Annotated in this window: 21 protein-coding genes; 10 read left to right on the top strand and 11 right to left on the bottom strand. The window is 61.8% G+C overall.

Going from position 1 to position 23,366, the window contains the following annotated elements; all coding sequences use genetic code 11:
• The first annotated feature begins 101 nt into the window (after window positions 1-101).
• A complete protein-coding gene (locus IMCC21224_RS05235; protein WP_047996881.1) occupies window positions 102-1,106 on the top strand; it encodes a LacI family DNA-binding transcriptional regulator in 1,005 nt (334 codons plus the stop codon).
• Between the two features lie 15 nt (window positions 1,107-1,121).
• Here the strand turns inward: IMCC21224_RS05235 and IMCC21224_RS05230 are convergent, their stop codons facing one another.
• Complete coding sequence (locus tag IMCC21224_RS05230) at window positions 1,122-1,562, bottom strand: MarR family transcriptional regulator (protein WP_047994458.1); 441 nt, start codon at window positions 1,560-1,562, stop codon at window positions 1,122-1,124.
• A 280-nt stretch (window positions 1,563-1,842) separates the two neighbouring features.
• Between IMCC21224_RS05230 and IMCC21224_RS05225 the strand changes: the two genes are divergently transcribed.
• From IMCC21224_RS05225 to xylB, 5 genes are all read left to right on the top strand, one after another.
• A complete protein-coding gene (locus tag IMCC21224_RS05225) occupies window positions 1,843-3,045 on the top strand; it encodes an ROK family transcriptional regulator (RefSeq protein ID WP_047994457.1) in 1,203 nt (400 codons plus the stop codon).
• A 106-nt stretch (window positions 3,046-3,151) separates the two neighbouring features.
• Window positions 3,152-3,808, top strand: coding sequence for an ABC transporter ATP-binding protein (locus IMCC21224_RS05220; RefSeq protein ID WP_047994456.1), 657 nt, complete (start codon window positions 3,152-3,154; stop codon window positions 3,806-3,808).
• Window positions 3,805-6,198, top strand: a complete 2,394-nt coding sequence (locus tag IMCC21224_RS05215) for an ABC transporter permease (protein WP_047994455.1) — start codon at window positions 3,805-3,807, stop codon at window positions 6,196-6,198. Before IMCC21224_RS05220 ends, IMCC21224_RS05215 begins: the two co-directional genes overlap by 4 nt.
• Complete coding sequence (locus IMCC21224_RS05210; protein ID WP_047994454.1) at window positions 6,188-7,249, top strand: lipocalin-like domain-containing protein; 1,062 nt, start codon at window positions 6,188-6,190, stop codon at window positions 7,247-7,249. The genes IMCC21224_RS05215 and IMCC21224_RS05210 overlap by 11 nt, the downstream gene beginning before the upstream one ends.
• 85 nt (window positions 7,250-7,334) lie before the next feature.
• The gene (gene xylB, locus IMCC21224_RS05205) at window positions 7,335-8,792 is read left to right on the top strand and encodes a xylulokinase (protein WP_047994453.1); all 1,458 of its coding nucleotides are present in this window, start codon (window positions 7,335-7,337) and stop codon (window positions 8,790-8,792) included.
• Here xylB and IMCC21224_RS05200 read toward each other — a convergent pair.
• From IMCC21224_RS05200 to IMCC21224_RS05155, 10 genes are all read right to left on the bottom strand, one after another.
• On the bottom strand, window positions 8,789-10,264 hold the full coding sequence (locus IMCC21224_RS05200; RefSeq protein ID WP_047994452.1) for a mannitol dehydrogenase family protein: 1,476 nt from the start codon (window positions 10,262-10,264) through the stop codon (window positions 8,789-8,791). The genes xylB and IMCC21224_RS05200 overlap by 4 nt on opposite strands.
• Window positions 10,264-11,049, bottom strand: coding sequence for an L-iditol 2-dehydrogenase (locus IMCC21224_RS05195; RefSeq protein WP_047994451.1), 786 nt, complete (start codon window positions 11,047-11,049; stop codon window positions 10,264-10,266). The genes IMCC21224_RS05200 and IMCC21224_RS05195 overlap by 1 nt, the downstream gene beginning before the upstream one ends.
• The gene (locus IMCC21224_RS05190) at window positions 11,046-12,050 is read right to left on the bottom strand and encodes an ABC transporter ATP-binding protein (RefSeq protein ID WP_047994450.1); all 1,005 of its coding nucleotides are present in this window, start codon (window positions 12,048-12,050) and stop codon (window positions 11,046-11,048) included. The genes IMCC21224_RS05195 and IMCC21224_RS05190 overlap by 4 nt, the downstream gene beginning before the upstream one ends.
• A gap of 12 nt (window positions 12,051-12,062) precedes the next feature.
• Window positions 12,063-12,893 (bottom strand): carbohydrate ABC transporter permease, encoded by an 831-nt coding sequence (locus tag IMCC21224_RS05185; protein WP_047994449.1) that lies wholly within the window; start codon window positions 12,891-12,893, stop codon window positions 12,063-12,065.
• A gap of 106 nt (window positions 12,894-12,999) precedes the next feature.
• Entirely contained in the window at window positions 13,000-13,872 is an 873-nt protein-coding gene (locus IMCC21224_RS05180; protein ID WP_047994448.1) for a carbohydrate ABC transporter permease, read from the bottom strand.
• 126 nt (window positions 13,873-13,998) lie between these two features.
• Complete coding sequence (locus tag IMCC21224_RS05175) at window positions 13,999-15,315, bottom strand: sugar ABC transporter substrate-binding protein (RefSeq protein ID WP_047994447.1); 1,317 nt, start codon at window positions 15,313-15,315, stop codon at window positions 13,999-14,001.
• A 151-nt stretch (window positions 15,316-15,466) separates the two neighbouring features.
• Window positions 15,467-16,423 (bottom strand): sugar-binding transcriptional regulator, encoded by a 957-nt coding sequence (locus IMCC21224_RS05170; protein ID WP_082135296.1) that lies wholly within the window; start codon window positions 16,421-16,423, stop codon window positions 15,467-15,469.
• Between the two features lie 14 nt (window positions 16,424-16,437).
• Window positions 16,438-17,091, bottom strand: a complete 654-nt coding sequence (locus tag IMCC21224_RS05165; RefSeq protein WP_047994446.1) for an HAD family phosphatase — start codon at window positions 17,089-17,091, stop codon at window positions 16,438-16,440.
• 45 nt (window positions 17,092-17,136) lie between these two features.
• Entirely contained in the window at window positions 17,137-18,531 is a 1,395-nt protein-coding gene (locus IMCC21224_RS05160) for a hypothetical protein (RefSeq protein ID WP_047994445.1), read from the bottom strand.
• Window positions 18,532-18,607: 76 nt separating this feature from the next.
• A complete protein-coding gene (locus IMCC21224_RS05155) occupies window positions 18,608-19,480 on the bottom strand; it encodes a MurR/RpiR family transcriptional regulator (RefSeq protein ID WP_047994444.1) in 873 nt (290 codons plus the stop codon).
• 119 nt (window positions 19,481-19,599) lie between these two features.
• Between IMCC21224_RS05155 and IMCC21224_RS05150 the strand changes: the two genes are divergently transcribed.
• From IMCC21224_RS05150 to IMCC21224_RS05135, 4 genes are read left to right on the top strand one after another with little or no spacing between them, the layout of a single operon-like run.
• The gene (locus tag IMCC21224_RS05150) at window positions 19,600-20,370 is read left to right on the top strand and encodes an N-formylglutamate amidohydrolase (RefSeq protein WP_047994443.1); all 771 of its coding nucleotides are present in this window, start codon (window positions 19,600-19,602) and stop codon (window positions 20,368-20,370) included.
• Window positions 20,367-20,936, top strand: a complete 570-nt coding sequence (locus IMCC21224_RS05145; RefSeq protein ID WP_047994442.1) for a TRAP transporter small permease subunit — start codon at window positions 20,367-20,369, stop codon at window positions 20,934-20,936. The genes IMCC21224_RS05150 and IMCC21224_RS05145 overlap by 4 nt, the downstream gene beginning before the upstream one ends.
• Window positions 20,936-22,261, top strand: a complete 1,326-nt coding sequence (locus IMCC21224_RS05140) for a TRAP transporter large permease subunit (RefSeq protein ID WP_047994441.1) — start codon at window positions 20,936-20,938, stop codon at window positions 22,259-22,261. Before IMCC21224_RS05145 ends, IMCC21224_RS05140 begins: the two co-directional genes overlap by 1 nt.
• Window positions 22,262-22,312: 51 nt before the next feature.
• Window positions 22,313-23,350, top strand: coding sequence for a TRAP transporter substrate-binding protein (locus tag IMCC21224_RS05135; RefSeq protein WP_047994440.1), 1,038 nt, complete (start codon window positions 22,313-22,315; stop codon window positions 23,348-23,350).
• The last annotated feature ends 16 nt before the right edge of the window (window positions 23,351-23,366 follow it).

The raw sequence follows: 23,366 nt of genomic DNA, 5'->3' as shown, positions 1-23,366 counted from the left end.
CGCGTCTGATGTAATCGTTATTGCCAAAAGGGTGACAAAAGATGCAATCGTTTACAAGCACTATTTTTATGGGCATTCTGTCGATCAACGAAAGGCTGCGCATGGAACGAAAAACGGCGACGATTCAGGATGTTGCCCGGATGGCAGGTGTATCGACCGCCACGGTGAGCCGGACATTGTCCAAACCATCGGTGGTGGCCGAGGCGACTCGTGACGCGGTTCTAAAGGCCGTGCAAGAGAGCGGCTACCGCGTCAATTCAACCGCTTCAAACCTGCGCCGTCAGCGCACCGGCAGCGTCATTGCGCTGGTGCCCAATCTGGCCAATACGTTCTTTTCCCAGATTCTTGCGGGTTTGTCGTCCGTCCTGACACAGGCGCAGTATGGCCTGCTGCTGGCCGACACCCAGGCCGGACCGGATCCCGATGCACGGCTGGCGCATTATCTGACCTCTGGACAGGCGGATGGGCTTATTCTGTTCGATGGCACGTTGTCCTGTGCCCCGCTCGGGATGCCGGGGCGTCCTCCGGTGATGATGGCCTGCGAATGGATGGGGTCGGATCTGCCGTCGGTCCGGGTCGAAAATGCGGGCGGTGCCGGGCTGGCCGTGGATCATCTGGTAGACCTTGGCCACCGCAGTATCGGCCATGTCCTGGGCCCCCGTGGCAACGTGCTGACCGAAGCGCGCTTTGACGGATTTCGCGCCGCAATGTCCCGACACGGGCTTAGATTGCGTGACGACTGGTTGTTTGCCGGCGATTACAGCATGGATTCGGGGGCTGCGGCTGCGCGGCGCTGGTTACAGATGCCGGACAGGCCGACGGCGCTATTCCTGTCCTCGGACGAGATGGCGGTGGGTTTTCTGGGTGTCGTACAACATGCCGGTGTGTCAGTTCCGGGCGATATCTCTTTGATTGGGTTTGACAATATCGCGGTGGTCGAACACCTGACCCCAGCGCTTACCACGATCCGTCAACCCCGCACCCTGATCGGAGAACGCGCAGCCGAGCTGCTGTTGGACATGATCGACCATGGCCGACTGACCGGGCCGTCAGAAGTAATCCCGGTTGAGCTGATCCGACGCAAATCTGCGGCCCCGCCGCGCTGAACCAGAAACCCGGCGTTAGTCGAACCCGGCCAGCTTGCGCAGCAGGGATTTGAGCAACAGCGCATCGCGATCCCCCAGTCTGGCTGTCAGTTGCGCCTCGAATCTGGCAGCCTCGGACGACAGATCGCGATACGCCGCCTGCCCCGGTGATCGCAGGGACAACATTTCGCAGCGTCGGTCACCCTCAACCGTCCGGCGTTCAAGAAATCGCTTCTCCTCAAGCGCGCGCACCGCCCGCGACACCTTGGTTTTGTGGGTCTTGGCGCGGTCGCAGATCTCTCGGGCGGTCATGCTGCCATAGCGCCCGAGGTGAAACAGCACGCGCCACTCCGGCCGGGTCATGGCATAGCGCGAACGATAGATCTGAGAAAACTCGAGGCTGGCCACCTCGGACGACATGGCAAGAAGATAGGGCGTGAAATCACGCAGATCAAAAGGCGGCAATGGTTCACTCATCCCCCGACAGTGATCGCAATCGCGCGCCGATTCAACGCTTGCTCCGGTATCGAGTCGCAGAATACTGAAAACAGTCAGGACCAATACGATATGATCGGAAAATTTCCGATTTTGCGCTGTTCATTTCCAGTCTCCTACAATAGTCCAAGTATACCAGTTCTAAAAAACGGCTATGCTTACGCATACTTCCAAGTATTTTCGCGGGAGTTTGCCCCCTGTCACGTTACTTGAACCGGAATGAGCGCACCACCCGTACCGCCGCCAGCAAGGAGCGGATAAAATGGATCATGGCAAGCACAATCAAATTGCCGGCGGCATCAACCAGAGCGGTGTGCGTGCCCATAACGAGCGGCTGCTTTTATCAACGCTCCAGCGTCACGGCCCGATGCCGGGAAGCGAGCTTGCCAAGGTGGCAGGACTGTCGGCGCAGACCGTATCGGTGATCCTGCGCAGCCTCGAGGCCGAAGGATTTCTGGAGCGTGGTCAACCATTGCGTGGCAAGGTCGGCAAACCCTCGATCCCGATGACCCTTGCGCCAAACGGCGCGATCTCATTTGGACTCAAGCTGGGGCGGCGCAGTGCCGACCTTGTCTTGATGGGGTTTCACGGCCAGATCATGGGCGAAATGCAGATCACCTATGACTATCCAATGCCAGAGGACGTGTTCGAATTTCTGGATCGGGGCATCGCCGAAATGTCGGCGCGGCTGACGGCGGCCCAGCGGGATCGGATTTGCGGAATTGGCATCGCCGCGCCACACGAAATGTGGAACTGGCTCGCTGCCATTGGCGCCCCGGCAGACAAGTTCGAGGCCTGGAAACGGATCGACTTCAACCGCGAAGTCGCGCGCTTCAGCACGCACCCGGTGTTTGTCGAGAATGACGCCACCGCCGCTTGCCGGGCCGAGCATACCTTTGGCAAGGGCCTCCCTGCGCGAGACTACGCCTATTTCTTTGTCGGATCGTTCATCGGCGGCGGCGTGGTGCTGAATCATATGGTGGTCGACGGCAATCAGGGCAATGCCGGCAGCTTTGGGTCGTTGCGCAGCATCGGAACCGACGGCACCGACAAACAACTGATCGACACCGCATCGCTGTACCTGCTTGATGCCGATCTGCGCCGCAATGGCATCGAGACCTCGGGGCTATGGCAACAGCCGCAGAACTGGTCGAACATCGCAACCCACGTGGACCGTTGGATCGACACCGCCGCACCCGCCATCGCGTCAGCGATCATTTCAGTCTGCGCGGTGATCGACTTTGAAGCGGTGGTGATCGACGGTGGGTTTCCGGCGGATGTGCGCATGCGACTGGTCGCACAGGTGGCGCAGCATCTGCCTGGGCTGGACAGCCGCGGGATCAAACTGCCCCGCGTCGAAGAAGGGTCGGTTGGTGGCAATGCACGCGCCATCGGTGCGGCCTGCACCCCGGTTTTTGCCCAGTTCTTCCTTAACACCAACCGCGAGGTGTATTGCCCGGTCTGATGCGGTGCTGCCCCGGTCTCGCTCACTGCGACAACATCAGGGGTTTCCCGCAACGCCCCACCTGCTAGGTAGTCGAGGACCCGATGCAAAGGCCCCTCTCCGCCCGATGTTGCTGACCGCCTCTGATCTGACCCGCAGCTATCCCACCAGCGAAGGCCCGTTGCAGGTGCTGCGCGGGGTGTCACTGAGCCTTGACCGCGGCCAGAGCGTGGCACTGACCGGCGAAAGCGGCTCCGGCAAAAGCACGCTGCTGCACCTGCTCGGCTGCCTGGATGCGCCCGACGGTGGCGCGCTGCTGATGGACGGCACTCCCCTGCATGGCTTGACCGAGGCGGGGCGGGCAGCGGTGCGTCGTCAGCGGATGGGCATGGTGTTTCAACAGCTCAACCTGATCCCGTCGCTGACTGTGGGCCAGAACCTGACCTTTCAGGCGCGTCTGTGCGGGCGGTTGGATTCGACGTGGCAGGACGAACTGACCGGCAGGCTGGGTCTGGCGACCCTGCTGGCGCGCTACCCCGAGCAGCTATCGGGCGGCCAGCAGCAGCGCGTCGCGATCGGGCGGGCGATCGCACATCGTCCCGATCTGGTGCTGGCGGACGAACCAACCGGCAATCTGGACGAAGAGACCGCCGATACCGTGCTGACACTGCTGTTGGATCTGGTGCAGCGCTCCGGTGCGGGGCTGCTGATGGTTACACACAGCCCGCGTCTGGCGGCAAAGCTGGACCGGGCGCTGCATCTGCGCGACGGACGACTGGCATGACGCGCACCGTGCTCAGCGCGCTGTTGTCCCACTGGCGGCGGCATCCGGTGCAATTGGTAACGCTGCTGCTGGGTCTCGCGCTGGCCACCGCGCTGTGGTCAGGCGTGCAGGCGATCAACGCCGAAGCCCGAAACAGCTATAGCCGCGCGGCCTCGACTCTTGGGCAGGAACAGCCCGACTGGCTGGAGGGGCCGGTGACACTGGACGCCTATATCGCGCTGCGGCGGGCCGGATGGTTGGTATCGCCGGTGGTTGAGGGTGAATTGCAGGTCGCCGGTGTCAACCTGAGGCTGCTGGGTGTCGATCCGCTGACCGCGCCACCTCAGCCGGGGATGGCTGCGCTGGCTGCAGGCGACAGCGCGCTGGCGGATTTCATCGGCGGCAAAGGCCGGCTGCTGGTCGCGCCAGAAACCGCGAAGGCGCTGACTGACGCGGCCCTGCCGCCGCGCCTCATCGCGGCGGACGTGCCTGTGGGCACGGCGGTGACGGACATTGCCGTCGCCCTGCGGCTGCTGGGCACCGATCAAATCAGCCGTCTCTTGTTGGCCGGTGATCAGCCCATGGGGGTGGCGCCACTGGCGCAGGTCACGTCCCTGCGCCGCGTCACGCCGCCAGACGGCACTGACCTCGCGCAACTGACCGACAGCTTTCACCTCAACCTGACCGCCTTTGGCCTGCTGTCTTTTGCGGTTGGTCTGTTCATCGTGCAATCCGCCATCGGGCTCGCGTTTGAGCAGCGCCGCCCGACCTTTCGCACTCTGCGCGCTTTGGGCGTCGACATGCGTCGGTTGATGCTGCTGCTGGCGGTCGAATTACTGATCCTCGCCGTTGTCGCCGGTGGGATCGGGGTTGCCCTGGGGTATGGCATCGCGGCGACACTGCTGCCCGGTGTCGCGGGCACCCTGCGCGGGTTATACGGTGCCGAAGTGTCGGGAACGCTGGGGTTCGATCCACTTTGGGCGGTGTCTGCGCTGGCGATCACGTTGCTGGGCACGGCAGCAGCAGGGGCGCAGGCGCTGTGGCGGGTGGCACGGATGCCGCTGCTGGCACCGGCGCAGCCGCGCGCATGGGCACGCGCTTCGGTCCGGGTGCTGCGGGCGCAGGGGGGCGGCGCCGCGCTGCTACTGCTATGCAGCCTGGCCCTTGCGGTCTGGGGCGACGGGCTGACCGCCGGGTTTGCCTGTATTGCGGCGTTGCTGATCGGCGCGGCGCTGGCGCTGCCCGCGTTGCTGATTGCCGCGCTGGATCTGGCGGCGGGACGGATGCGCGGACCATTGGGCGAATGGCTGTTTGCCGATGCGCGCCAGCAGGTGCCCGCCCTGTCGCTGGCGTTGATGGCCTTGCTGCTGGCGTTGGCCGCAAATATCGGTGTCGGTACGATGGTGGGATCGTTCCGCGCCACCTTTGTCGGGTGGCTCGATCAGCGGCTGGCGTCCGAACTTTATGTCACCGCCCGCGACGACGCTCAGTCCCGCGCAATCCGTGACTGGTTGATACCGCGCGCCGATGCCGTGCTGCCGGTCTGGTCGATCCAGGCACAGGTGCGCGGCGCCCCGACCGAAATCTACGGCGTTGCCAACCACACGACCTATCGGGACAACTGGCCGTTACTGAGCGCACTGCCAGACGTCTGGAACAGGCTCGCCGCAGGCGACGGCGTACTGATCAATGAGCAGTTGTTCCGCCGCGAAGCGCTGACGCTTGGCGACACTTTAGAGTTGGCTACTGGCTGGGCGCCACAGGTGCTGGGCGTCTATTCAGACTACGGCAATCCGCGCGGCCAGCTGATCGCGGGCACCGATATGCTGGCCAAGCGTTATCCCGCAGCGCCACAGCTGCGCTGGGCCGTGCGCGTAGCGCAGGAACAGACCACGCCGCTGGCCAACGCGCTGCGCGACCGCTTTGACCTGCCCGCGCTGAACGTGGTCGATCAGGCAACCATCAAACGTCGTTCGATCGAGGTGTTCGACCAGACATTCCTTGTCAGTGGTGCGCTGAATGTACTGACGCTGGGCGTTGCTGGGTTTGCCATGCTGACCAGCCTGCTGACGCTGTCAGCACTGCGGCTGCCACAGCTTGCGCCGGTCTGGGCGCTGGGGTTGCCGCCGCGACGATTGGCCGGGTTCGAAGTGGCGCGCACGGCGCTGCTGGCGCTGTTCACCTTTCTGCTTGCCGTGCCGGTGGGACTGGCGCTGGCTTGGGTGCTACTGGCGATTGTCAACGTGCAGGCGTTTGGCTGGCGGCTGCCGATGACAATCTTTCCCGGCGACTGGCTACGGCTAGGCCTTCTGGCGCTGATTGCGGCATTGCTGGCCAGCGCCTGGCCGGTGGTGCGGCTGATGCGCCTGCCACCGTCGCAGCTGTTGCGGGTGTTTGCGCATGATCGGTAAGGGGATTGTGATCGCCCTATGCCTGAGCGCACAAATGACCTGGGCGCAGGGGTTCGCCGATCTGGGCCGCGCGGCTTCAGGATTTGCCCTGCCGCAGCGCGGGCAGGCATTGGTATTCCCGCAGGATCACGGCGCGCATCCCCAATTTCGCATCGAATGGTGGTATCTGACCGCCAATCTGCGCGGCACGGACGGCGCAGACTATGGTGTGCAATGGACGCTCTTTCGCTCGGCCATGGCACCCACAGAAGCGCCGGGCTGGCAATCACCCCAGATCTGGATGGGCCATGCCGCTGTCACCAGCGCCACTCACCACCGGTTCGCCGAGCGTCTGGCACGCGGAGGCATCGGTCAGGCCGGAGTGACAGAATCGCCGTTCAACGCGTATATCGATGACTGGTCGATGCGCTCGGTTGCCAGCGCGGACCTGGATCTGCTCGACGCGCTGGCGCTGACCGCGCGCGGGGCTGAGTTCAGCTATGATCTGACGCTGCGGGCGACTGGGCCGTTGGCGTTGCACGGCGATGCGGGCTATTCGGTCAAATCGCCGACGGGACAGGCCAGCCACTATTATTCCCAGCCGTTTTATGAGGTTACAGGCCGCCTGTCGTTACCCGAAGGTGCGGTGGACGTCACAGGTCAGGCCTGGCTCGACCGCGAATGGTCGTCGCAGCCACTGGCCCGGGACCAAACCGGATGGGACTGGTTTTCCCTGCATTTTGACGATGGATCCAGGGTGATGGGCTTTGGTCTGCGGGAAAAGAACGGCGCGCGTTTCACCTCGGCCACATGGATCGCGCCGGACGGCACGACCACCGCGTATGGCGACGGTGCGTTGCGGCTGGAGCCGATGGAGCGCGCCACCGTGGCCGGGCGTGACGTCCCGGTGCGCTGGCGGCTGATCCTTCCCGAACGCGGCCTGGATATCGAAACCGCACCGCTGAATCCCCAGTCATGGATGGGCACCCGCTTTGCCTATTGGGAGGGGCCGGTACAGGTCAGCGGCAGCCATCAGGGGGCGGGCTATCTTGAAATGACCGGCTACGACTAAAGCCGCCTTGTTCCAACAACGGGGGCTGGCGCAAGCCCGGCACCCTGCCTAGGGTGCGCCCAAAATGAGGGTTCGGAGGCGGCGCATGTTTATCGGTATCGACATCGGCACCTCGGCGGTCAAGGCGATCCTGACGGACGCCGACTGTCATCCGCTGGGCAGCGCCAGCAGTGCGTTGGCCATCTCGCATCCGCATCCCGGCTGGAGCGAACAACACCCCGAAGACTGGTGGCGGGCGGTGCAGACCGCAGTACAGGCATTGCTGGATCAGCACCCCGGTGTCACCTCGCATATCCGCGGTCTTGGGTTGTCAGGTCAGATGCACGGCACGGTTTTGCTGGATCGCGACGATGCTGTGATCCGCCCGGCGATCCTATGGAATGACGGCCGCAGTGCGGCGCAATGTCTGGCGTTGCAGAAATATGCACCCGAACTGGCCAATGTCGCGGGCGTGGCCCCGATGACAGGCTTTGCCGCGCCCAAAATCATCTGGCTGCGCGCCCACGAACCCGAAACCTATGCCCGAATTCACAAGCTGCTGTTGCCCAAAGATTACATCGGCCTGCAACTGCATGGTGAGTATGTGACCGATCCCTGCGATGCCGCAGGTACCTGGGTTTATGACGAGGCCGCGCGCGATTGGTCCGATGCCCTGTGCGCGGCGACGGGTGTTCAACGCCATTGGCTGCCCGAGGTGCGTGACGGGTCGGCTATTGCCGGCCAGCTGACAGCCAATGCGGCAGCGGCGCTGGGATTGCCCCCCGGTCTGCCGGTGGCGACGGGGGCCGCCGACGCCGCCGCAGGAGCGGTTGCCGTCGGTGCGGTAAGCAGTGGTTCGGGCTTTCTGTCGCTGGGCACGTCCGGGCAGATCTTTGTCGCAACCGGGCAATATCGTGCGGCACCCGGACGCGGTATCCATTCCTTTGCGCATTGCCTGCCCGACACCTGGTTCCAAATGGCCGCAATGCTGAACGGCGCCCGCCCGATGAGCTGGTTCTCAGAAATCACCGGCCAATCCGTCGGCGCATTGCTGGACCAGGCCGAGAGCGCGCGAACCGATCGCCTGCCCCTGTTCCTGCCCTACCTTACGGGCGAAAGGACACCGCACGCGGATTCCGCAATCCGGGGCGCGTTCTATGGGCTTGGCAATGCCACTGGTCGCGCCGAGATGATGCGCGCGGTCCTGGATGCCATCGCCTACAGCTTTGCCGACGCGCGCGATGCAATTCAGGCGGTGACGCCGCTGCCTTCGGTCCTGTTGGCAATTGGCGGCGGCAGTCGCAGCGATCTGCTGTTGCAGACGATTGCCGATGTGCTGGGCCAGACCATCCATCGTGGCACCGACGCCGAAGTCGGCCCCGCCCTTGGGGCCGCACGGCTGAGTGCGATGTCGGTCGGCGCCCTGACCCTGAGCGATATTGCCGCTCCGCCGCCAGTGTCCGCCGTGTTTTCACCGCAGGACAACACACGCCACGCATCACGCCTGACCGCGTATCGCGCGCTCTATGAAGCGTTGAAAACGGTCCGGGATCTGCCGCGCTAAAGCGAGCCGTCGATATATCGACGCAAGGTTGCCTCGGTTCCGTCCGCCCATAGATAGCCCAGCCATTTGGCGAAACAGGCCTGAAACGCGGCGCTGTCCGACAAGGTGCCAAATACCGCCGTGTTAGACAGAAACGCCGCAGGAGTGTCACGCGCTTCCAGGGCCAGTTGCGTCAGCTCAGTGGCATTGTCATCATTGACCACCATCGGTTCACCCGCGTCAGTGGTGCCGGCACAGTAGCGACACCAGAGCGCCACTTCGAGCGACAGCCCATCGACCGGTTTCCCGGCGCGCAAGCCTTCGGACAGGATCGGCAGGACAAATTTCGGCTGACGGTTTGAACCGTCCAAGCAAAGGCGCGGAATGGTGTCCCCCACTTCGGGGTTCGAGAACCGCTCGACAATCTTGTCGAGATAAGCGTCGAAACTGACGCCCTCGATGGGTTTCAGTGACGGTACGATCTCGCGCTGCTCAAGCGCGACAAGAAAGTCGCGGATGCGCGGATCGGCCATCGCATCATGGACAAAGTGGTGCCCCAGCAACGCCGCAGGATAGGCGATGGTCGCATGGCCGCCGTTAAGAATGCGCAGTTTCATCAGCTCGTAAGGTGCGACATTGGGCACAAACTCGGCCCCGACCAGTTCGAGCGGCGGGCGACCCTGCGGAAAGGTATCCTCGAGAACCCATTGCCGGAACGGCTCGCATACCACGGGGGCGGCATCGGTCAGACCAAAGCGGTCGGCAACCAGCGCACGTTCGCGGTCCGAGGTCGCAGGCGTGATGCAATCGACCATGGAATTGGGAAACGTGATCTCGGACTCGACCCAAGTGGCCAGTGCGGGATCGCTGAGTTGCGCCAGCCCCACCACAGTCTGTTTCGCCACATGGCCGTTCTCTGGCAGGTTATCGCAGGACAGCACGGTAAAGGGCGCGTGGCCCGCCGCGCGCCGCATCCGCAGCGCCTTGAGGATCATGCCGAACACGCTGCGCGGGGCGTCTGGACTGGCGGCATCCGCCACCATATCGGCATGGGCGGCGTCAAAACCGCCGGTCAGGGCGTCCACATAATAGCCACCTTCGGTGATGGTCAGCGACACGATGCGGATTGCAGGATCGGCCATGCGGGCGATGGTTTGTTCTGCTTCAACCGGGACAAAGTCGATCATCGAGCCGATAACACGTGCCGACAGCCCCTGCGGATCCAGCTCGACCACCGTGGTCAGCCAGTCCTGCGCCTTCAGGCGCTCACGCATCGCGGCATCCCCGGCGCGCACGCCAGCGCCGACGAGGGCCCAGTCCAGCCCCTGCCCGGTCGCGAATAGGCGATCGAGGTAAACCGCCATATGCGCTCGGTGGAAATTGCCCACACCAACATGCAGAATCGACGCGCGCAGTGCCGCGCGGTCATAGTCGGGGGCTGCCACACCGTCAGGCAGGTTGCCCAGAATTTCAGAGCTCAGTTGCTTGGCCATCAGTTCATCCAGTTCCCGCCATCGACGTTGTAACATTGCGCGACGATGTATTCGGCCTCGGACGAGGCCAGAAAGATCGCCATACCGGTCAGATCCTCGGCCGTGCCCATGCGCCCGAACGGCACAGACGCGCCGACCTGGCGTTTTTTCTCGCCGGGGGCGAGGTTTTCATATTTCGCAAAGAAGGCATCGACACCGTCCCAGTGCTCGCCATCCACGACGCCAGGGGCGATGGCGTTGACGTTGATACCGTGCTGGATCAGGTTCAGGCCCGCCGACTGAGTGAGCGAGATCACCGCCGCCTTGGTGGCGCAGTAAACTGCCACAAGAGGTTCGCCGCGACGGCCCGCCTGGGACGCCATGTTGATAATCCGGCCACCCTGCCCGCGCGCGATCATGCGCTGCGCCACCGCCTGCATCATAAATAGCGTGCCCGAGACGTTGATCGCAAAAGCCCGGTCATAATCTGCGCGCGAAATCTCGACCAGCGGCGCGGCGGTAAAGATCGCGGCGTTGTTGATCAGGATGTCGATCCCACCCAACTCTGCCTCGGCCTGCGCGACACAGGCGTCGATGCTGGCCTGATCAGCCACATCCACCTGCACCGCGATGGCCCCCGCTCCCGTTCCGCGGCCGATCTCAGAGGCGGCCAGTTGCGCCGCCTCCAGATTGATGTCGGCAATGGCGACGGTCGCGCCTTCGCGAATGTAGGCTTCGGCAAAGCTGCGCCCGATGCCCCGCGCGGCCCCGGTGATCAGGGCCGTTTTCCCGGCAAGCCGTGTCATGCGATCCGCAGACCCTGCGCATCAAAGCGATGCAACTTGTCCATGTCGGGGGTCAAATAGATCGTGTCGCCGGAACGGACTTCGAATTCGCCGCTGACGCGCACGGTGATATCGTCGATCAGCCCGGTATCATGCACGTAAAAGAACGTGTCCGACCCAAGATGCTCGGATACACCAACGCGGCCCTTCCACATGCCCTCAGTGGTTGAGACGCTGATATGTTCGGGACGGATGCCGATGGTTTCCGCGCTGAACTTCTGCGCCTCGGGGCCGCTGATCTGGTTCATCTTGGGCGAGCCGATAAAGCCCGCCACAAACAGATTGCGCGGCGCGTGATAGAGTTCGAGCGGGCTGCCGACCTGTTCAATGTAACCGGCACGCAGCACGACGATCTTGTCCGCCATGGTCATTGCCTCGACCTGATCATGGGTCACGTAGATCATCGTCGTCTTGAGCCGCGAGTGCAGTTCGGTGATTTCCAGCCGCATCCCGACGCGCAGCGCGGCGTCGAGGTTGGACAGAGGTTCGTCGAACAGAAACGCCGCCGGTTCGCGCACGATGGCACGGCCAATCGCGACCCGCTGACGCTGACCACCCGAAAGCTGCCCGGGGCGGCGGTCGATATAGTCGGTCAGGTTGAGGATCTTGGCCGCGTTGTCGATGCGCTTCTTCTGTTCGTCCTCGGGCATGCCCGCCATCTTGAGCGGGAAGGCAATGTTCTTGCGCACCGACATGTGCGGATAGAGCGCGTAGCTCTGGAACACCATCGCCAGTCCGCGCTTGGCGGGGGGCAGTTCGGTGGCGTTCTGGCCGTCGATGCGGATCTCTCCGCCCGACACATCCTCAAGCCCGGCAATCAGCCGCAGCAGGGTGGATTTACCGCAACCCGACGGACCGACGAAGACCACGAATTCGCCATCCTCGATGGTCAGATCCAGCGGCGGGATGACTTCGACTTCACCAAACCGTTTGGCGACTTTTTCGAGTGTAATGCGTCCCATGATTTTGGTTCCTTATTTCACCGCGCCGAAGGTCAGGCCGCGCACAAGTTGTTTCTGGCTGAACCAGCCCATGATGAGGATTGGCGCAATGGCCATGGTCGAGGCCGCGCTGAGTTTGGCATAGAACAGCCCTTCGGGGCTGGAATAGCTGGCGATGAACGCCGTGAGCGGCGCTGCCTTGGAGGCCGTAAGGTTGATCGTCCAGAACGCCTCGTTCCAGGCCAGGATGATGTTCAGCAGCATTGTCGAGGCGATGCCCGGCACCGCCATCGGCGTCAGCACATAGATCACTTCGTCGCGCAGCGATGCGCCGTCCATCCGAGCCGCCTCAAGGATATCAACCGGGATTTCCTTGAAGTAGGTATAAAGCATCCAGACGATGATCGGCAGGTTGATCAGCGTCAGCACGATCACCAACCCGGTACGAGTGTCGAGAAGGCCGGTGTCGCGGAAGATCAGGTAGATCGGGATCAGCACGCCGACGGGCGGCAGCATTTTGGTCGACAGCATCCACATCAGGATGTTCTTGGTCCGCTTGCCGGGCACAAAGGCCATGGACCAGGCGGCAGGGACAGCGATGATCAGACCAATCACGGTCGAACCGACCGAGATGATCACCGAGTTCCAGAAATGCCGGAAGTAGTTCGACCGCTCCAGAACGGTGGTGTAATTCTCGGTTGTCCATTCAAAGAACATGAAAGACGGGGGTGAGGCGATCGCCTCGGCCTCGGTCTTGAACGAGGTCAGGATGGTCCAGAGGATCGGAAAAAAGATCAGCAGTCCAAGGGTCCAGGCGATGATTGTCATCGTGGCCTTGCGTTGGTTTGTGACAGCACGGGCCATGGGTCAGGCTCCTTTGTGGGTCAGCTGGGGCGTGGCGTTGGCAGGATGGGTGACGGCGGGGCGGGGGCGGCCCCGGGTCAGACCCGGAGCGCCGTGGCGTGTCGCATCACGCATCGAGGTTCTTGCCGATCATCCGCATCAGGAAGATCGCGACGATGTTGGCCAGAATGATCGCCACCACACCGCCCGCAGATCCGCCACCGACATCAAAGTTAAGCAGCGACTGGGCGTAGACCAGATAGGTCAGGTTGGTCGACGACGTGCCAGGACCGCCATTGGTGGTCACCAGGATCTCGGCAAAGACCGACAACAGGAAGATGGTCTGGATCAGAATCACGACGGTGATAGACCGCGACAGGTGCGGCACCACCATATAAAAGAAGCGCGCGAAAGGGCCTGCGCCATCCATCTCAGCCGCCTCAAGGCGTTCGCTGTCCAGCGACTGCATCGCAGTCAGCAGGATCAGCGTGGCAAAGGGCAGCCACTGCCATGCGACGATGATGATGATCGAAAACAGCGGTGCATGGGCCAGAAAATCGAATGGCTCCATCCCCAGCCCCTTAGCCAGAAAGGCAAAGAGGCCACTGACCGGGTTCATGAACATATTCTTCCAGACCAGTGCCGAAACTGTAGGCATGACAAAGAAAGGTGCGATCACCAGGATCCGCACGATCCCCTGCCCCCACATTGGCTGATCCAGCAACAGCGCAAACAGCACGCCGCCAATCACCGTGATCAGCAGCACACCACCAACCAGCACCAGCGTGTTGGTAAGGGCGCTAAAGAACGCAGGATCGGTCAGAAAGTAGGAATAATTCTCGAAGCCGACAAATGGATTGTCGCCGGGCATCAGCAGATTGTAGCGCAGAAACGAGAAATACAGCGTCAGGCTGAGCGGTATGATCATCCAGCCAAGCAGCAATATGATCGAAGGCGAGATCATGATGCGCGCGGCAGAACGGGAATGCTGGGTGGACATCGGGTTTCTCCTGAAAAGACAGGGCACGAAGCCTCAGGCTGCAATCCCGAGAGGGGCGCCTGAGCGGCTGGTACACGACGCAGGGGGCGAACAGGGCCGACCAAAGCCGGCCCCGTTCTGGGGAGGTTACTTGATATAGCCCGCGCGGGTCATTTCGCGCGTTGCCAGTTTCTGAGCCGCGGCCAGCGCGTCCTCAGCTGACATCTGTCCGGCCAGAGCGGCCGAGAACTGCTGACCGACAGCGGTGCCGATACCCTGGAATTCCGGGATCGCGACAAACTGCACGCCAGTATAGGGAACCGGGTCGACAGTCGGATTGTTCGGGTCAGCTGCGTTGATCGACTCAAGCGTCATCGCGGCAAACGGTACCTTCTGATACTCGGGATTTTCATACAGCGACGTCCGGGTTCCGGGAGGAACGTTCGGCCAGCCTTCTTTCTCGGCAACGAGGGCGAGGTATTCCTTGGAAGTGGCCCAAGCAACGAACTTCTTGGCTGCCTCTTCTTTCTGAGTGCCCGCCGGGATGCCCAGCGACCATGCCCAGAGCCAGTTACCGCGTTTGCCCAGACCCTTGTCGGGTGCCAGCGCAAAACCAACATGCTCAGCCACGGTCGAATCCGTCGGGTTGGTCACAAAGGATGCCGCTACAGTGGCGTCGATCCACATGCCGCACTTGCCGGTCTGAAACAGCGACAGGTTTTCGTTGAACCCGTTCGAGGACGAGCCCGGAGGACCGTAATTGTGCATCAGGTCAAGGTAGTCGGTCAGGGTAGCGTTCCATGCCTCGCCGTCGAACTGGGGGTTCCAATCCTCGTCGAACCAGCGCGCGCCGTACGAATTGGCCATGGCGCTCAGAAAGGCCATGTTTTCGCCCCACCCAGCCTTGCCGCGCAGGCAAATGCCGTAGATCTCACCGTCTTTGTCGGTCATGGCCGCTGCGGCTTCTTTGATGAAGTCCCAGGTCGGCGCGTCAGGCATTTCCAGTCCGGCCTTTTCCATCAGATCCTTGCGGTACATCACCATCGACGATTCACCATAGAACGGCGAAGCGTACAGCTCACCATCGACGGTCAGACCGCCACGGATCGCCGGCAGCAGGTCGTCGACATCATATTCCGCCGGAAGATCGTTGAGCGAAATCAGCCAGCCCTGCTTGCCCCAGATCGGAACTTCGTAGGTGCCGATGGTCATCACGTCGTACTGGCCACCCTTGGTGGCAACGTCGGTGGTGACACGCTGGCGCAGCACATTCTCTTCGAGAGTGACCCACTCAACAGCGATGCCGGGGTTCTTGGCGGTGAAATCGTCGGTCAGACCCTGCATCCGGATCATGTCGCCGTTGTTCACAGTCGCGATGGTAAGGGTTGTGTCCTGGGCCGAGACCACAGTGGCCGCCGCGCATAGCGCCGTTGCGCCCATAAGAGCGCCAAGTCGAATTGTCATAACTTCCTCCCGTTTTTGCCGCATTGGGCAAATGCTTAATGCATGGGCAAATATTCACACGTAAAAAGTGAGTCTGTCAATAGCTCTGAGAAAGCAGAAAATTGCTTTCTTATATTGTCTTGATTTTCAGCAATAAAAAAATGACGCAGCGTCACACCAAGAGTAGGCTGGCCGTGGCTTCGTTGGTGATCAGACCGTTAATCAGGTTTCCGGTCAATGCCGCCAGAATCGCTGGTGTCTTGACCGCCCCCACCGCCACTGCGATCACATCGCGGCCGCTGGCCGAGGGCAACGGGGCGCTTGCCACGCGCGAGGAAAAGGCAGTGTCGATCATCCGCCCGCGACCGTCGTAGATCCAGCTCGTGATCTCGCCCATGGCGCCTGCGGCCTCATTCTCGGCCATTTCGTCGTCCGAGATGAAGCCATCAACATAGAGCGGCGCGGTGCGCCCCATCTGCCCGATTCCCACCAGCGTCAGATCTGCCCGCGCACAGAGTTCGAGCGTGTGGCGCACGGCCTCCTGCCCTTGCAACAACTCAAGCTCGCGCGCGTCGCGGGCCAGCACCGGCAGGGGATAGGGATAATGCTGCGCCCCGACCCGGTCAGCCATACGGATCGTCGCATTGTAGGGCGTGGCCGAACCGTCGGCCATGATATTGCCCAGCAGCGACACGATGCGATGCTGCGGACAATCCATCCGCGGCAACTGCTCGACACAGGCTTTGAGCGCGCGACCCGTGCCCAGCGCGATGATCAGTTCCTCAGACTGCTTGAGCCGACGCTCCAGCTCGGTCGCGGCGGCAATGGCCACCCCGGTCAGCAGATCGGGTGCGGCAGGATCCGAGGGCACTACATCGCAATGGCGCAGCCCGAACCGGTCGGTCAGCGCCCGCGCCAGATCCATGCAAGCCGCAATCGGATGATCGATTCGCACCTTGACCAGGCGTTCCGACATTGCCAGCGACACCAGCCGCTGCGCCGACTGGCGCGATACGCCCAGCTTGCGCGCAATCTCGTCCTGAGTGTTGCCCGCAACATAATAAAGCCAGCCCGCGCGGGCGGCATCATCAAGACGTGCGCTCTCTGGTATGATACGACCCAGCGTCACCAATCGGTTTCCTTCTACTTCGGACGCAACAGGTTTTGCGGGAAATCGGCCCAAGTGTCAAAACATGTCACATCAGCATCATGTTTCAGGAACTGCCCATGCAGGTGCCCGCCCCCAGCATATCTTAGCACGCGCATGCCCGCCGCCACCGCCGCGGCAATGCCTGGCAGGCTGTCCTCGATCACCAGAACGCGATCAGGTGTGGTGTCCATCTGCGCTGCGGCGAACAGGAAAAGATCGGGCGCAGGTTTCCCACGCGCCACCTGCGACGCGGTAAAAACGTTGGCGTCGAAATACCGGGCAAGTCCTGTAAAGCGCAGGGAATTCTGCACCCGAGGCGGGCTGGAACTGGTGGCAACGCAGGTCTTGCACACCATCCGATCCAGAATATCCTCGATCCCCGGCGTCGGTCGCAACTCGGCCTCGAACCGACTGAGAAGGGCGGCGCGATACCGGGCCTCGATATCCTCGGGCAGATCACGATCAAAGGTCTTGCGGATGGTCGCCGCAACCGATGGAAAGCTGCGCCCCAGATATTCGCGCCGGACATGGTCACGGTCCATGGCGATGCCCAGCGCCCGCATCTGACCGATCAGCACATCGGCGCTGATCAGTTCGCTGTCGACCAGAACGCCGTCGCAGTCAAAGATAACGAGGTCAATGGTCACGGTGACGAACCCTCCGACAGCCGGGCATCCTGCGGACCCATTGCGTTACAGCACCAGCCCGTAGATCAACACCCAAACCGACAGAGCCGTGCCGCACAATGCCACATATGCCGCATTCCAGACCAGCCCTACCCGAACCGCCGAAATCCCGGCAAACGACCCGATCAGCAGGGTTGTGGCGGTGTAGGGCGAACTTGCCCCGCTCATCGCCCAGCCAGCCGTTATGGCGACGACCAGCGTGATCGGAGAAACACCCAGTTCAGAGGCGGCGGGAATCAGCGGCGCCAGCAATGTCACCGCAAGGATCGGGTTCATGCCCACCTGCCCCGCCAGCGGGATAATCCAGACAAACCCCACGAGAATCACCCATGTTGGTAACGCCGCCACGTCGATACCAAGCTGGGCGATCACTGGGACTAGCAACGCCGACCCGACCGTACCGATATATGCTGCCATCATCAGCAATGTCAGCTCACCCCGGTAGCCGGGCAATTCAACAAAGACGTATTCGCGGATTCGCGCGGCGACGTTGCGGCCCGGCCTGTTCTGCCAATACTGGATTACCAGCCAGCTGACCGCGATCACCGGCACGACCACCGCGACCATGCCCACGACCCGCACCCCCGACAACACGTAAAGCACCGACACCGAACTGATCAGCAGCCCCAGCAGGATCAGCAGCGGCACCATCGTCCACCAGTCACCCTCGGGTTCGGTACGCACTGGCACCACGCTCAGGCGAGGTTTGAAAATCGAATCCAGCGCCCAGCCGATCCCCGCCAGCAGCGCCGACGACACAAGGCCCGGCAACAAAATCTGTGTCCAGGATACCCCCGGCACCACGGTGATGGACACCGCGACGGCAAAGGACAGCGGCGACCACGTCAGCGTCGAGACAAAGGCGCGCTGAATCGCCAAAAGCATCCGGCGAATCCTGTGTCCGCGTATCTCGGCATTTGGTTCCGAGCGTGCGTTGGCCATGGCGAGCGATCCCAGCAACTGGATTGCGCCGTAGTTCAGCAGGAGCGCGAACATCTGCCCGCCCAGCGTCAGCGCGGCATAGCGGCGCCCCGGCTTTTGCCCGGACAGGAACCGCCCTGCTTTTTGGATCGCGGGCGATGTCTGCGCCACATTGCGCAGCGTCGACAGCGCCGAAAAGAATGCCGCGATAAACGCTGCGGAATCGAGCCCGCGGATGACCACGCCCTGCCAACCGGTCTGTGTCAGGGCCAGCGTGACCGACAAGGCAACGGCCACCGCCACAAAGGCCTTGCGCGCGAATGGCACCTGCGTTGTCAACAGCGTCACAAGCGCCAGCACCAGCCATGGCTTGATCGCTGCAGCCCAGCTCCACAATCCCCATTCGCGCAGGATCACCAGAACTGTGATCGCCGCGAGCAACGCGCCAGTCGCCCGCTGGACGGTCAGCCAAGTCGGCATTGGGCTTCCTTTTGTGTTATTGAAACCTGTCTGCAATCTGGCGCTGCGGAATGCAAGCGCGGCACGTCAGACGGCGTCAGGTGAACTTGCGAAAGAGTTTGGTTTGATCAAACATATCCTCAAGCGTCTCCATCCGGGCCCGCGTCCCCTCCCAGTTCTGGTCCTGCGCGGCGGCAATCATGGTCTCAATCAAAAGCAGCGTCGTCACTGCCGAATCCCAGGCCGACGGCACCACGATCCGCGTGCTGAAACACAGATCCGCAAGGCTGTGCACAGGGCTGCGCCACTGATCCGTAAAGAGGATGATCTTGGCCCCCTTGGCATGGGCAATCTCGGCCAGCTTGAGCGTGCTGTTTTCGTACCGGCGCTGATCAAAGATCACAAAAACCGCGCCCGGCTGCACATCCAGCAGGTAATGCGGCCATGTGTTCGAGGTGGATTGAATATGCGTCACATCCGGCCGCACCACCTGCATATGCAGAAACAGGTATTCCGCCATTGTGTGGGTGATCCGCCCACCAACGACATACAGCGGCCTTTCACGATCCGCCACTAATGCACAAGCGGCGTCAAACGTCTCGGGGGCGACCTGCGCCAACGACAGACGGATGTTGTCGATCACGGCATCGGTAAAGCGGTTGAGCACGTGACCCGACGGCGCGCCTTCGGCCCATGTGTCATGCTTGGCGATCGGGTTGCTGACCTTGGCCTTCAGCTCTTCGCGCAGTTCCGCCTGAAACTCGGCATAGCCCTTGAACCCCAGTTTTTGCACCATACGCGCCACGGTCGGCGTCGACACCTGTGCATCCCGCGCAAGCGCCGTCAGCGGACCAAGCCCCGAAACCGGATAGTTTTCCAGGATCGAATGCGCCAGCTGACGTTCGGCGCGGGTCAGCTGATCCAGCCCGTTGTGGATGCGATCGGATATGGTCAGGGTTGCGTCGGACACTCATTTGCCTCAGATTTTGTCACATTCGTTACAGGACGCGTCATCCTGTGTGATACGTTACATTATTGTGTTGACAGAATCCCGAACCGGCAAGAGGTTTGTTACAACATGGGGGCAGAATGACGATATCCGGCACCAACAGCGCGGGGCGACCCGTGCAAGTGATCAACGCAGAGGCTAAGTCGCCCTTTGTGCTGGTATGCGAGCATGCTTCGAACCACATGCCGGCGAAATATGGCGGTCTGGGTCTGAACGCGGTCGACCGGATCAGCCACGTCGCCTGGGATCCGGGCGCGATGCCTGTGGCCACGCGGCTGGCGCAGCGCCTTGATGCCCGTCTGATCGCAGGGGGCCTGTCGCGGCTGATCTACGATTGCAACCGCCCACCCTCAGCCCCTGACGCGATGCCGGAGCAAAGCGAACGCATCCACGTCCCCGGCAATCAGGATCTGAGCGACGCCATGCGTGCACAGCGGGTTGCGCAGGTCTATGCGCCCTTTCGCGACACCTTGGCCCGGATCATCGCCGCGACCAGCGATGCGGTGATCGTAACCATTCACAGCTTCACCCCTATCTACATGGGCGAAGCACGGTGTACGGAAATTGGCATCCTGCATGACACCGACAGTCGGCTGGCCGATGCCATGCTCGACCTTGCACCGGCGCACAGCAATTTGCGCGTGGTCCGCAACGACCCCTACGGGCCGGAACACGGCGTGACGCACACTCTGCGCGAACACGCCCTGCCCCGCGGCCACCTCAACGTGATGATCGAGATCCGCAACGACCTGATCGCCACCGAGGCAGAGCAAGAACAGATGGCAGACCTGCTGGCACCCTGGCTGGAAGCTGCGCTGGCAAAGATGCATCTGTCTGAGGTGCGCGTATGATGCGGGCAGCCTATGGCTTTATCCGCATCGTCGACCGCATGAACCGCAGGATCGGGCGGATCGCCATGTACGGCATCTTTGCTCTTATGGGGATCTTGCTGATCTCGTCGATCAACAAAACGTTTTTCACGCCGACGCTGTGGACGCTGGAAATGGCGCAATTCGTGATGGTCGGCTATTACATCCTCGGCGGGCCGTACTCGCTCCAACTGGGGTCGAACGTGCGGATGGACCTCCTGTACGGAGACTGGTCGCCGCGTCGCAAGGCGTGGTTCGATCTGTTCACTGTGCTGCTGCTGATCTTCTACCTTTGTGTGCTGCTTTACGGGGCCATTGGATCGACCGCCTATTCACTGGGTCATTTTACGGGTGAGCCGATATCCTTCTTTGCAGGTCTGCTGACCGGCAGCGAAGAGATCGGCCATATGGAGCGATCCTCGTCCGCGTGGCGGCCCTATCTCTGGCCGATCAAGGTGGTGATGATCTTTGGCTTCGTCCTGATGCTGCTGCAATGCCTGTCCGAATTCGCCAAAGACCTGTTGCGCCTGCGTGGCGAGGAGATTTGATGTCTTACGAGTTGATCGCAACGCTGATGTTCTCGTCGATGATGCTGATGCTGTTGACCGGGCAGCGGGTGTTCGGTGCCATTGGATTCATCGCCGTGGTGTCTGCGATGCTGCTTTGGGGGGACCGGGGCGGCTATGACATCGGGTTTTCCGCCGCGATGAAGCTGATGAAATGGTATCCGCTGCTGACCCTGCCGATGTTCATTTTCATGGGCTATGTGTTGTCGGAATCCAAGATCGCTGACGATCTGTACAAGATGTTTCACGTCTGGATGGGCGGGCTGCGTGGCGGGCTGGCCATCGGCACGATTGGCCTGATGGTGCTGATTTCCGCGATGAACGGTCTGTCGGTGGCAGGTATGGCCATCGGGTCAACCATCGCGCTGCCGGAACTGCTCAAACGCGGCTATGACAAAAGGATGGTGACGGGGGTGATCCAGGCGGGATCATCGTTGGGAATTCTTGTGCCGCCGTCCGTGGTGCTGGTGCTTTACGCGATGATTGCGCGGCAACCGGTGGGCCAGCTGTGGCTGGCGGGGGTGATTCCGGGGCTGATGATGGCGGGCATGTTCATCGCCTATATCATCATCCGATGCTGGATGAATCCGACGCTGGGACCGGTCCTGTCCAAAGAGGATCGCGACATCCCTATGGCCGAAAAGCTGCGGCTGCTGCGTGCCGGCGCGCTGCCGCTGGTGATCTTTGCCGTGATGATGGTGCCATTTGTGAACGGCTGGACGTCGCTGGTCGAAAGTTCGGCCATTGGTGCCATCGCGGCCTTTATGGCCGCCGTGCTCAAGGGCCGGATGACCCGCACGGTGTTCGAAAACTCGGTGCGCAACACGTTGGGCATCACCTGCATGTTCATGTGGATCATCCTTGCTGCCCTCGCATTCGGCGCGGTGTTTGACGGGCTGGGCGCGGTCAAGGCGATTGAATCGCTCTTTACCGAACGGCTGGGCCTGTCGCCTTGGGTCATCCTGATCCTGATGCAGCTCAGCTTTATCCTGATGGGCACCTTTCTGGACGACACCGCCATGCTGGTGATCGTGGCCCCGCTTTATGTGCCTTTGGTCGGCGCGCTGGGGTTCGATCTGGTGTGGTACGGTGTGCTTTATACGATCACCTGCCAGATTGCCTATATGACACCGCCATTTGGCTATAACCTGTTCCTCATGCGCGCCATGGCCCCGCCCGAAATTTCGATCCACGACATCTACCGGTCCATCGGACCATTTGTTCTGGTGATGGCACTGGCGCTGGCTGTGGTAATGATCTTTCCGCAGGTCGCACTTTGGCTGCCGAACTATGTGTACAATAACTAACCGCAAGAACTCCGCCAACGGAGCATTCCCATTACCAACAAGGAGAAGACCATGACTTCAAGACGTTCCTTCCTGCGCACGGCCGCCCTGGGTGGCGCCGGTGCCCTGGCCGCCCCTGCGGTCGTTCACGCACAAGCACCGATCAAATGGCGTTTTCAGACCTACGCCGGCGCGGCACTGGGCGAGCATGTGACCAAGCCGGTGATCGACTACATCAACGCCGCCGCCAACGGCGAATTAGAGATCGAACTGTTCTACGCCGACCAGATCGTCCCCACCGGAGAGCTGTTTCAGGCGTTGCAGCGCGGCACCATCGACGGCGTGCATTCGGATGACGATTCCATGGCCTCGCCGACGCCGCTTCAGGTCTTTGGCGGGTATTTCCCGCTGGCGACCAAACACGCGCTCGATGTGCCGGTGCTGTTCGACCAATACGGTCTGGCCGATATCTGGCGCGAAGAATACGCCAAGGTCGGCGTCGCCTGGCTGTCCGCCGCCGGTCAGGATCCGTGCAACTTCAACACCAAGAAAGAGGTCACATCGCTGGCCGATCTCGATGGTCTCAAGCTGTATACCTTCCCCACTGCGGGTCGATTCCTGTCGCAGTTCGGCGTTGTGCCGGTCAGCATCCCCTACGAGGATGCCGAAGTCGCCGTGCAGACCGGCGAGTTGGACGGCATGGCGTGGTCCGGTATCACCGAGGATTACACCGTCGGCTGGGCCAACGTCACCGACTACTTCCTGACCAACAACATTTCGGGTGCGTGGATCGGGTCGTTCTTTGTGAACCAGAAGATGTGGTCGGATCTGCCCGAACACCTCAAGGCCATCGTCATGGCCGGGATCGAAGCCGGTCACACCTACCGCAATCAGTGGTACTGGGGTGGCGAAGCGCGGCTGCGCGCCCAAGGTGATAAGCTGCAACTGCGGTCGATCCCCCAAGAGGAATGGGTGCAGGTCGAGGACGCCGCCAAGGTGTTCTGGGAAGAGATCGCAGGCGAGGGCGAGATTCATTCCAAGATCGTGCAGATCTTCCGCGACTACAACGACGTGATCGGCAAGGCCGGCCCGCCGTATACCTTTGGCTAAGACGCATTGTGGGGGG

The organism is Puniceibacterium sp. IMCC21224, from assembly GCF_001038505.1.
Lineage (GTDB): Bacteria > Pseudomonadota > Alphaproteobacteria > Rhodobacterales > Rhodobacteraceae > Puniceibacterium.
The sequence above is the reverse complement of the archived record's forward strand: the minus strand, read 5'-3'. Positions and strand labels throughout refer to the sequence as shown.

What these genes read in the sequence shown, in the direction of transcription:
- IMCC21224_RS05235 (WP_047996881.1), top strand. Translation starts at nt 102, where the DNA reads ATGGAACGAAAAACGGCGACGATTCAGGATGTTGCCCGGATGGCAGGT.
- IMCC21224_RS05230 (WP_047994458.1), bottom strand. Translation starts at nt 1,562, where the DNA reads ATGAGTGAACCATTGCCGCCTTTTGATCTGCGTGATTTCACGCCCTAT.
- IMCC21224_RS05225 (WP_047994457.1), top strand. Translation starts at nt 1,843, where the DNA reads ATGGATCATGGCAAGCACAATCAAATTGCCGGCGGCATCAACCAGAGC.
- IMCC21224_RS05220 (WP_047994456.1), top strand. Translation starts at nt 3,152, where the DNA reads ATGTTGCTGACCGCCTCTGATCTGACCCGCAGCTATCCCACCAGCGAA.
- IMCC21224_RS05215 (WP_047994455.1), top strand. Translation starts at nt 3,805, where the DNA reads ATGACGCGCACCGTGCTCAGCGCGCTGTTGTCCCACTGGCGGCGGCAT.
- IMCC21224_RS05210 (WP_047994454.1), top strand. Translation starts at nt 6,188, where the DNA reads ATGATCGGTAAGGGGATTGTGATCGCCCTATGCCTGAGCGCACAAATG.
- xylB (WP_047994453.1), top strand. Translation starts at nt 7,335, where the DNA reads ATGTTTATCGGTATCGACATCGGCACCTCGGCGGTCAAGGCGATCCTG.
- IMCC21224_RS05200 (WP_047994452.1), bottom strand. Translation starts at nt 10,264, where the DNA reads ATGGCCAAGCAACTGAGCTCTGAAATTCTGGGCAACCTGCCTGACGGT.
- IMCC21224_RS05195 (WP_047994451.1), bottom strand. Translation starts at nt 11,049, where the DNA reads ATGACACGGCTTGCCGGGAAAACGGCCCTGATCACCGGGGCCGCGCGG.
- IMCC21224_RS05190 (WP_047994450.1), bottom strand. Translation starts at nt 12,050, where the DNA reads ATGGGACGCATTACACTCGAAAAAGTCGCCAAACGGTTTGGTGAAGTC.
- IMCC21224_RS05185 (WP_047994449.1), bottom strand. Translation starts at nt 12,893, where the DNA reads ATGGCCCGTGCTGTCACAAACCAACGCAAGGCCACGATGACAATCATC.
- IMCC21224_RS05180 (WP_047994448.1), bottom strand. Translation starts at nt 13,872, where the DNA reads ATGTCCACCCAGCATTCCCGTTCTGCCGCGCGCATCATGATCTCGCCT.
- IMCC21224_RS05175 (WP_047994447.1), bottom strand. Translation starts at nt 15,315, where the DNA reads ATGACAATTCGACTTGGCGCTCTTATGGGCGCAACGGCGCTATGCGCG.
- IMCC21224_RS05160 (WP_047994445.1), bottom strand. Translation starts at nt 18,531, where the DNA reads ATGCCGACTTGGCTGACCGTCCAGCGGGCGACTGGCGCGTTGCTCGCG.
- IMCC21224_RS05150 (WP_047994443.1), top strand. Translation starts at nt 19,600, where the DNA reads ATGACGATATCCGGCACCAACAGCGCGGGGCGACCCGTGCAAGTGATC.
- IMCC21224_RS05145 (WP_047994442.1), top strand. Translation starts at nt 20,367, where the DNA reads ATGATGCGGGCAGCCTATGGCTTTATCCGCATCGTCGACCGCATGAAC.
- IMCC21224_RS05140 (WP_047994441.1), top strand. Translation starts at nt 20,936, where the DNA reads ATGTCTTACGAGTTGATCGCAACGCTGATGTTCTCGTCGATGATGCTG.
- IMCC21224_RS05135 (WP_047994440.1), top strand. Translation starts at nt 22,313, where the DNA reads ATGACTTCAAGACGTTCCTTCCTGCGCACGGCCGCCCTGGGTGGCGCC.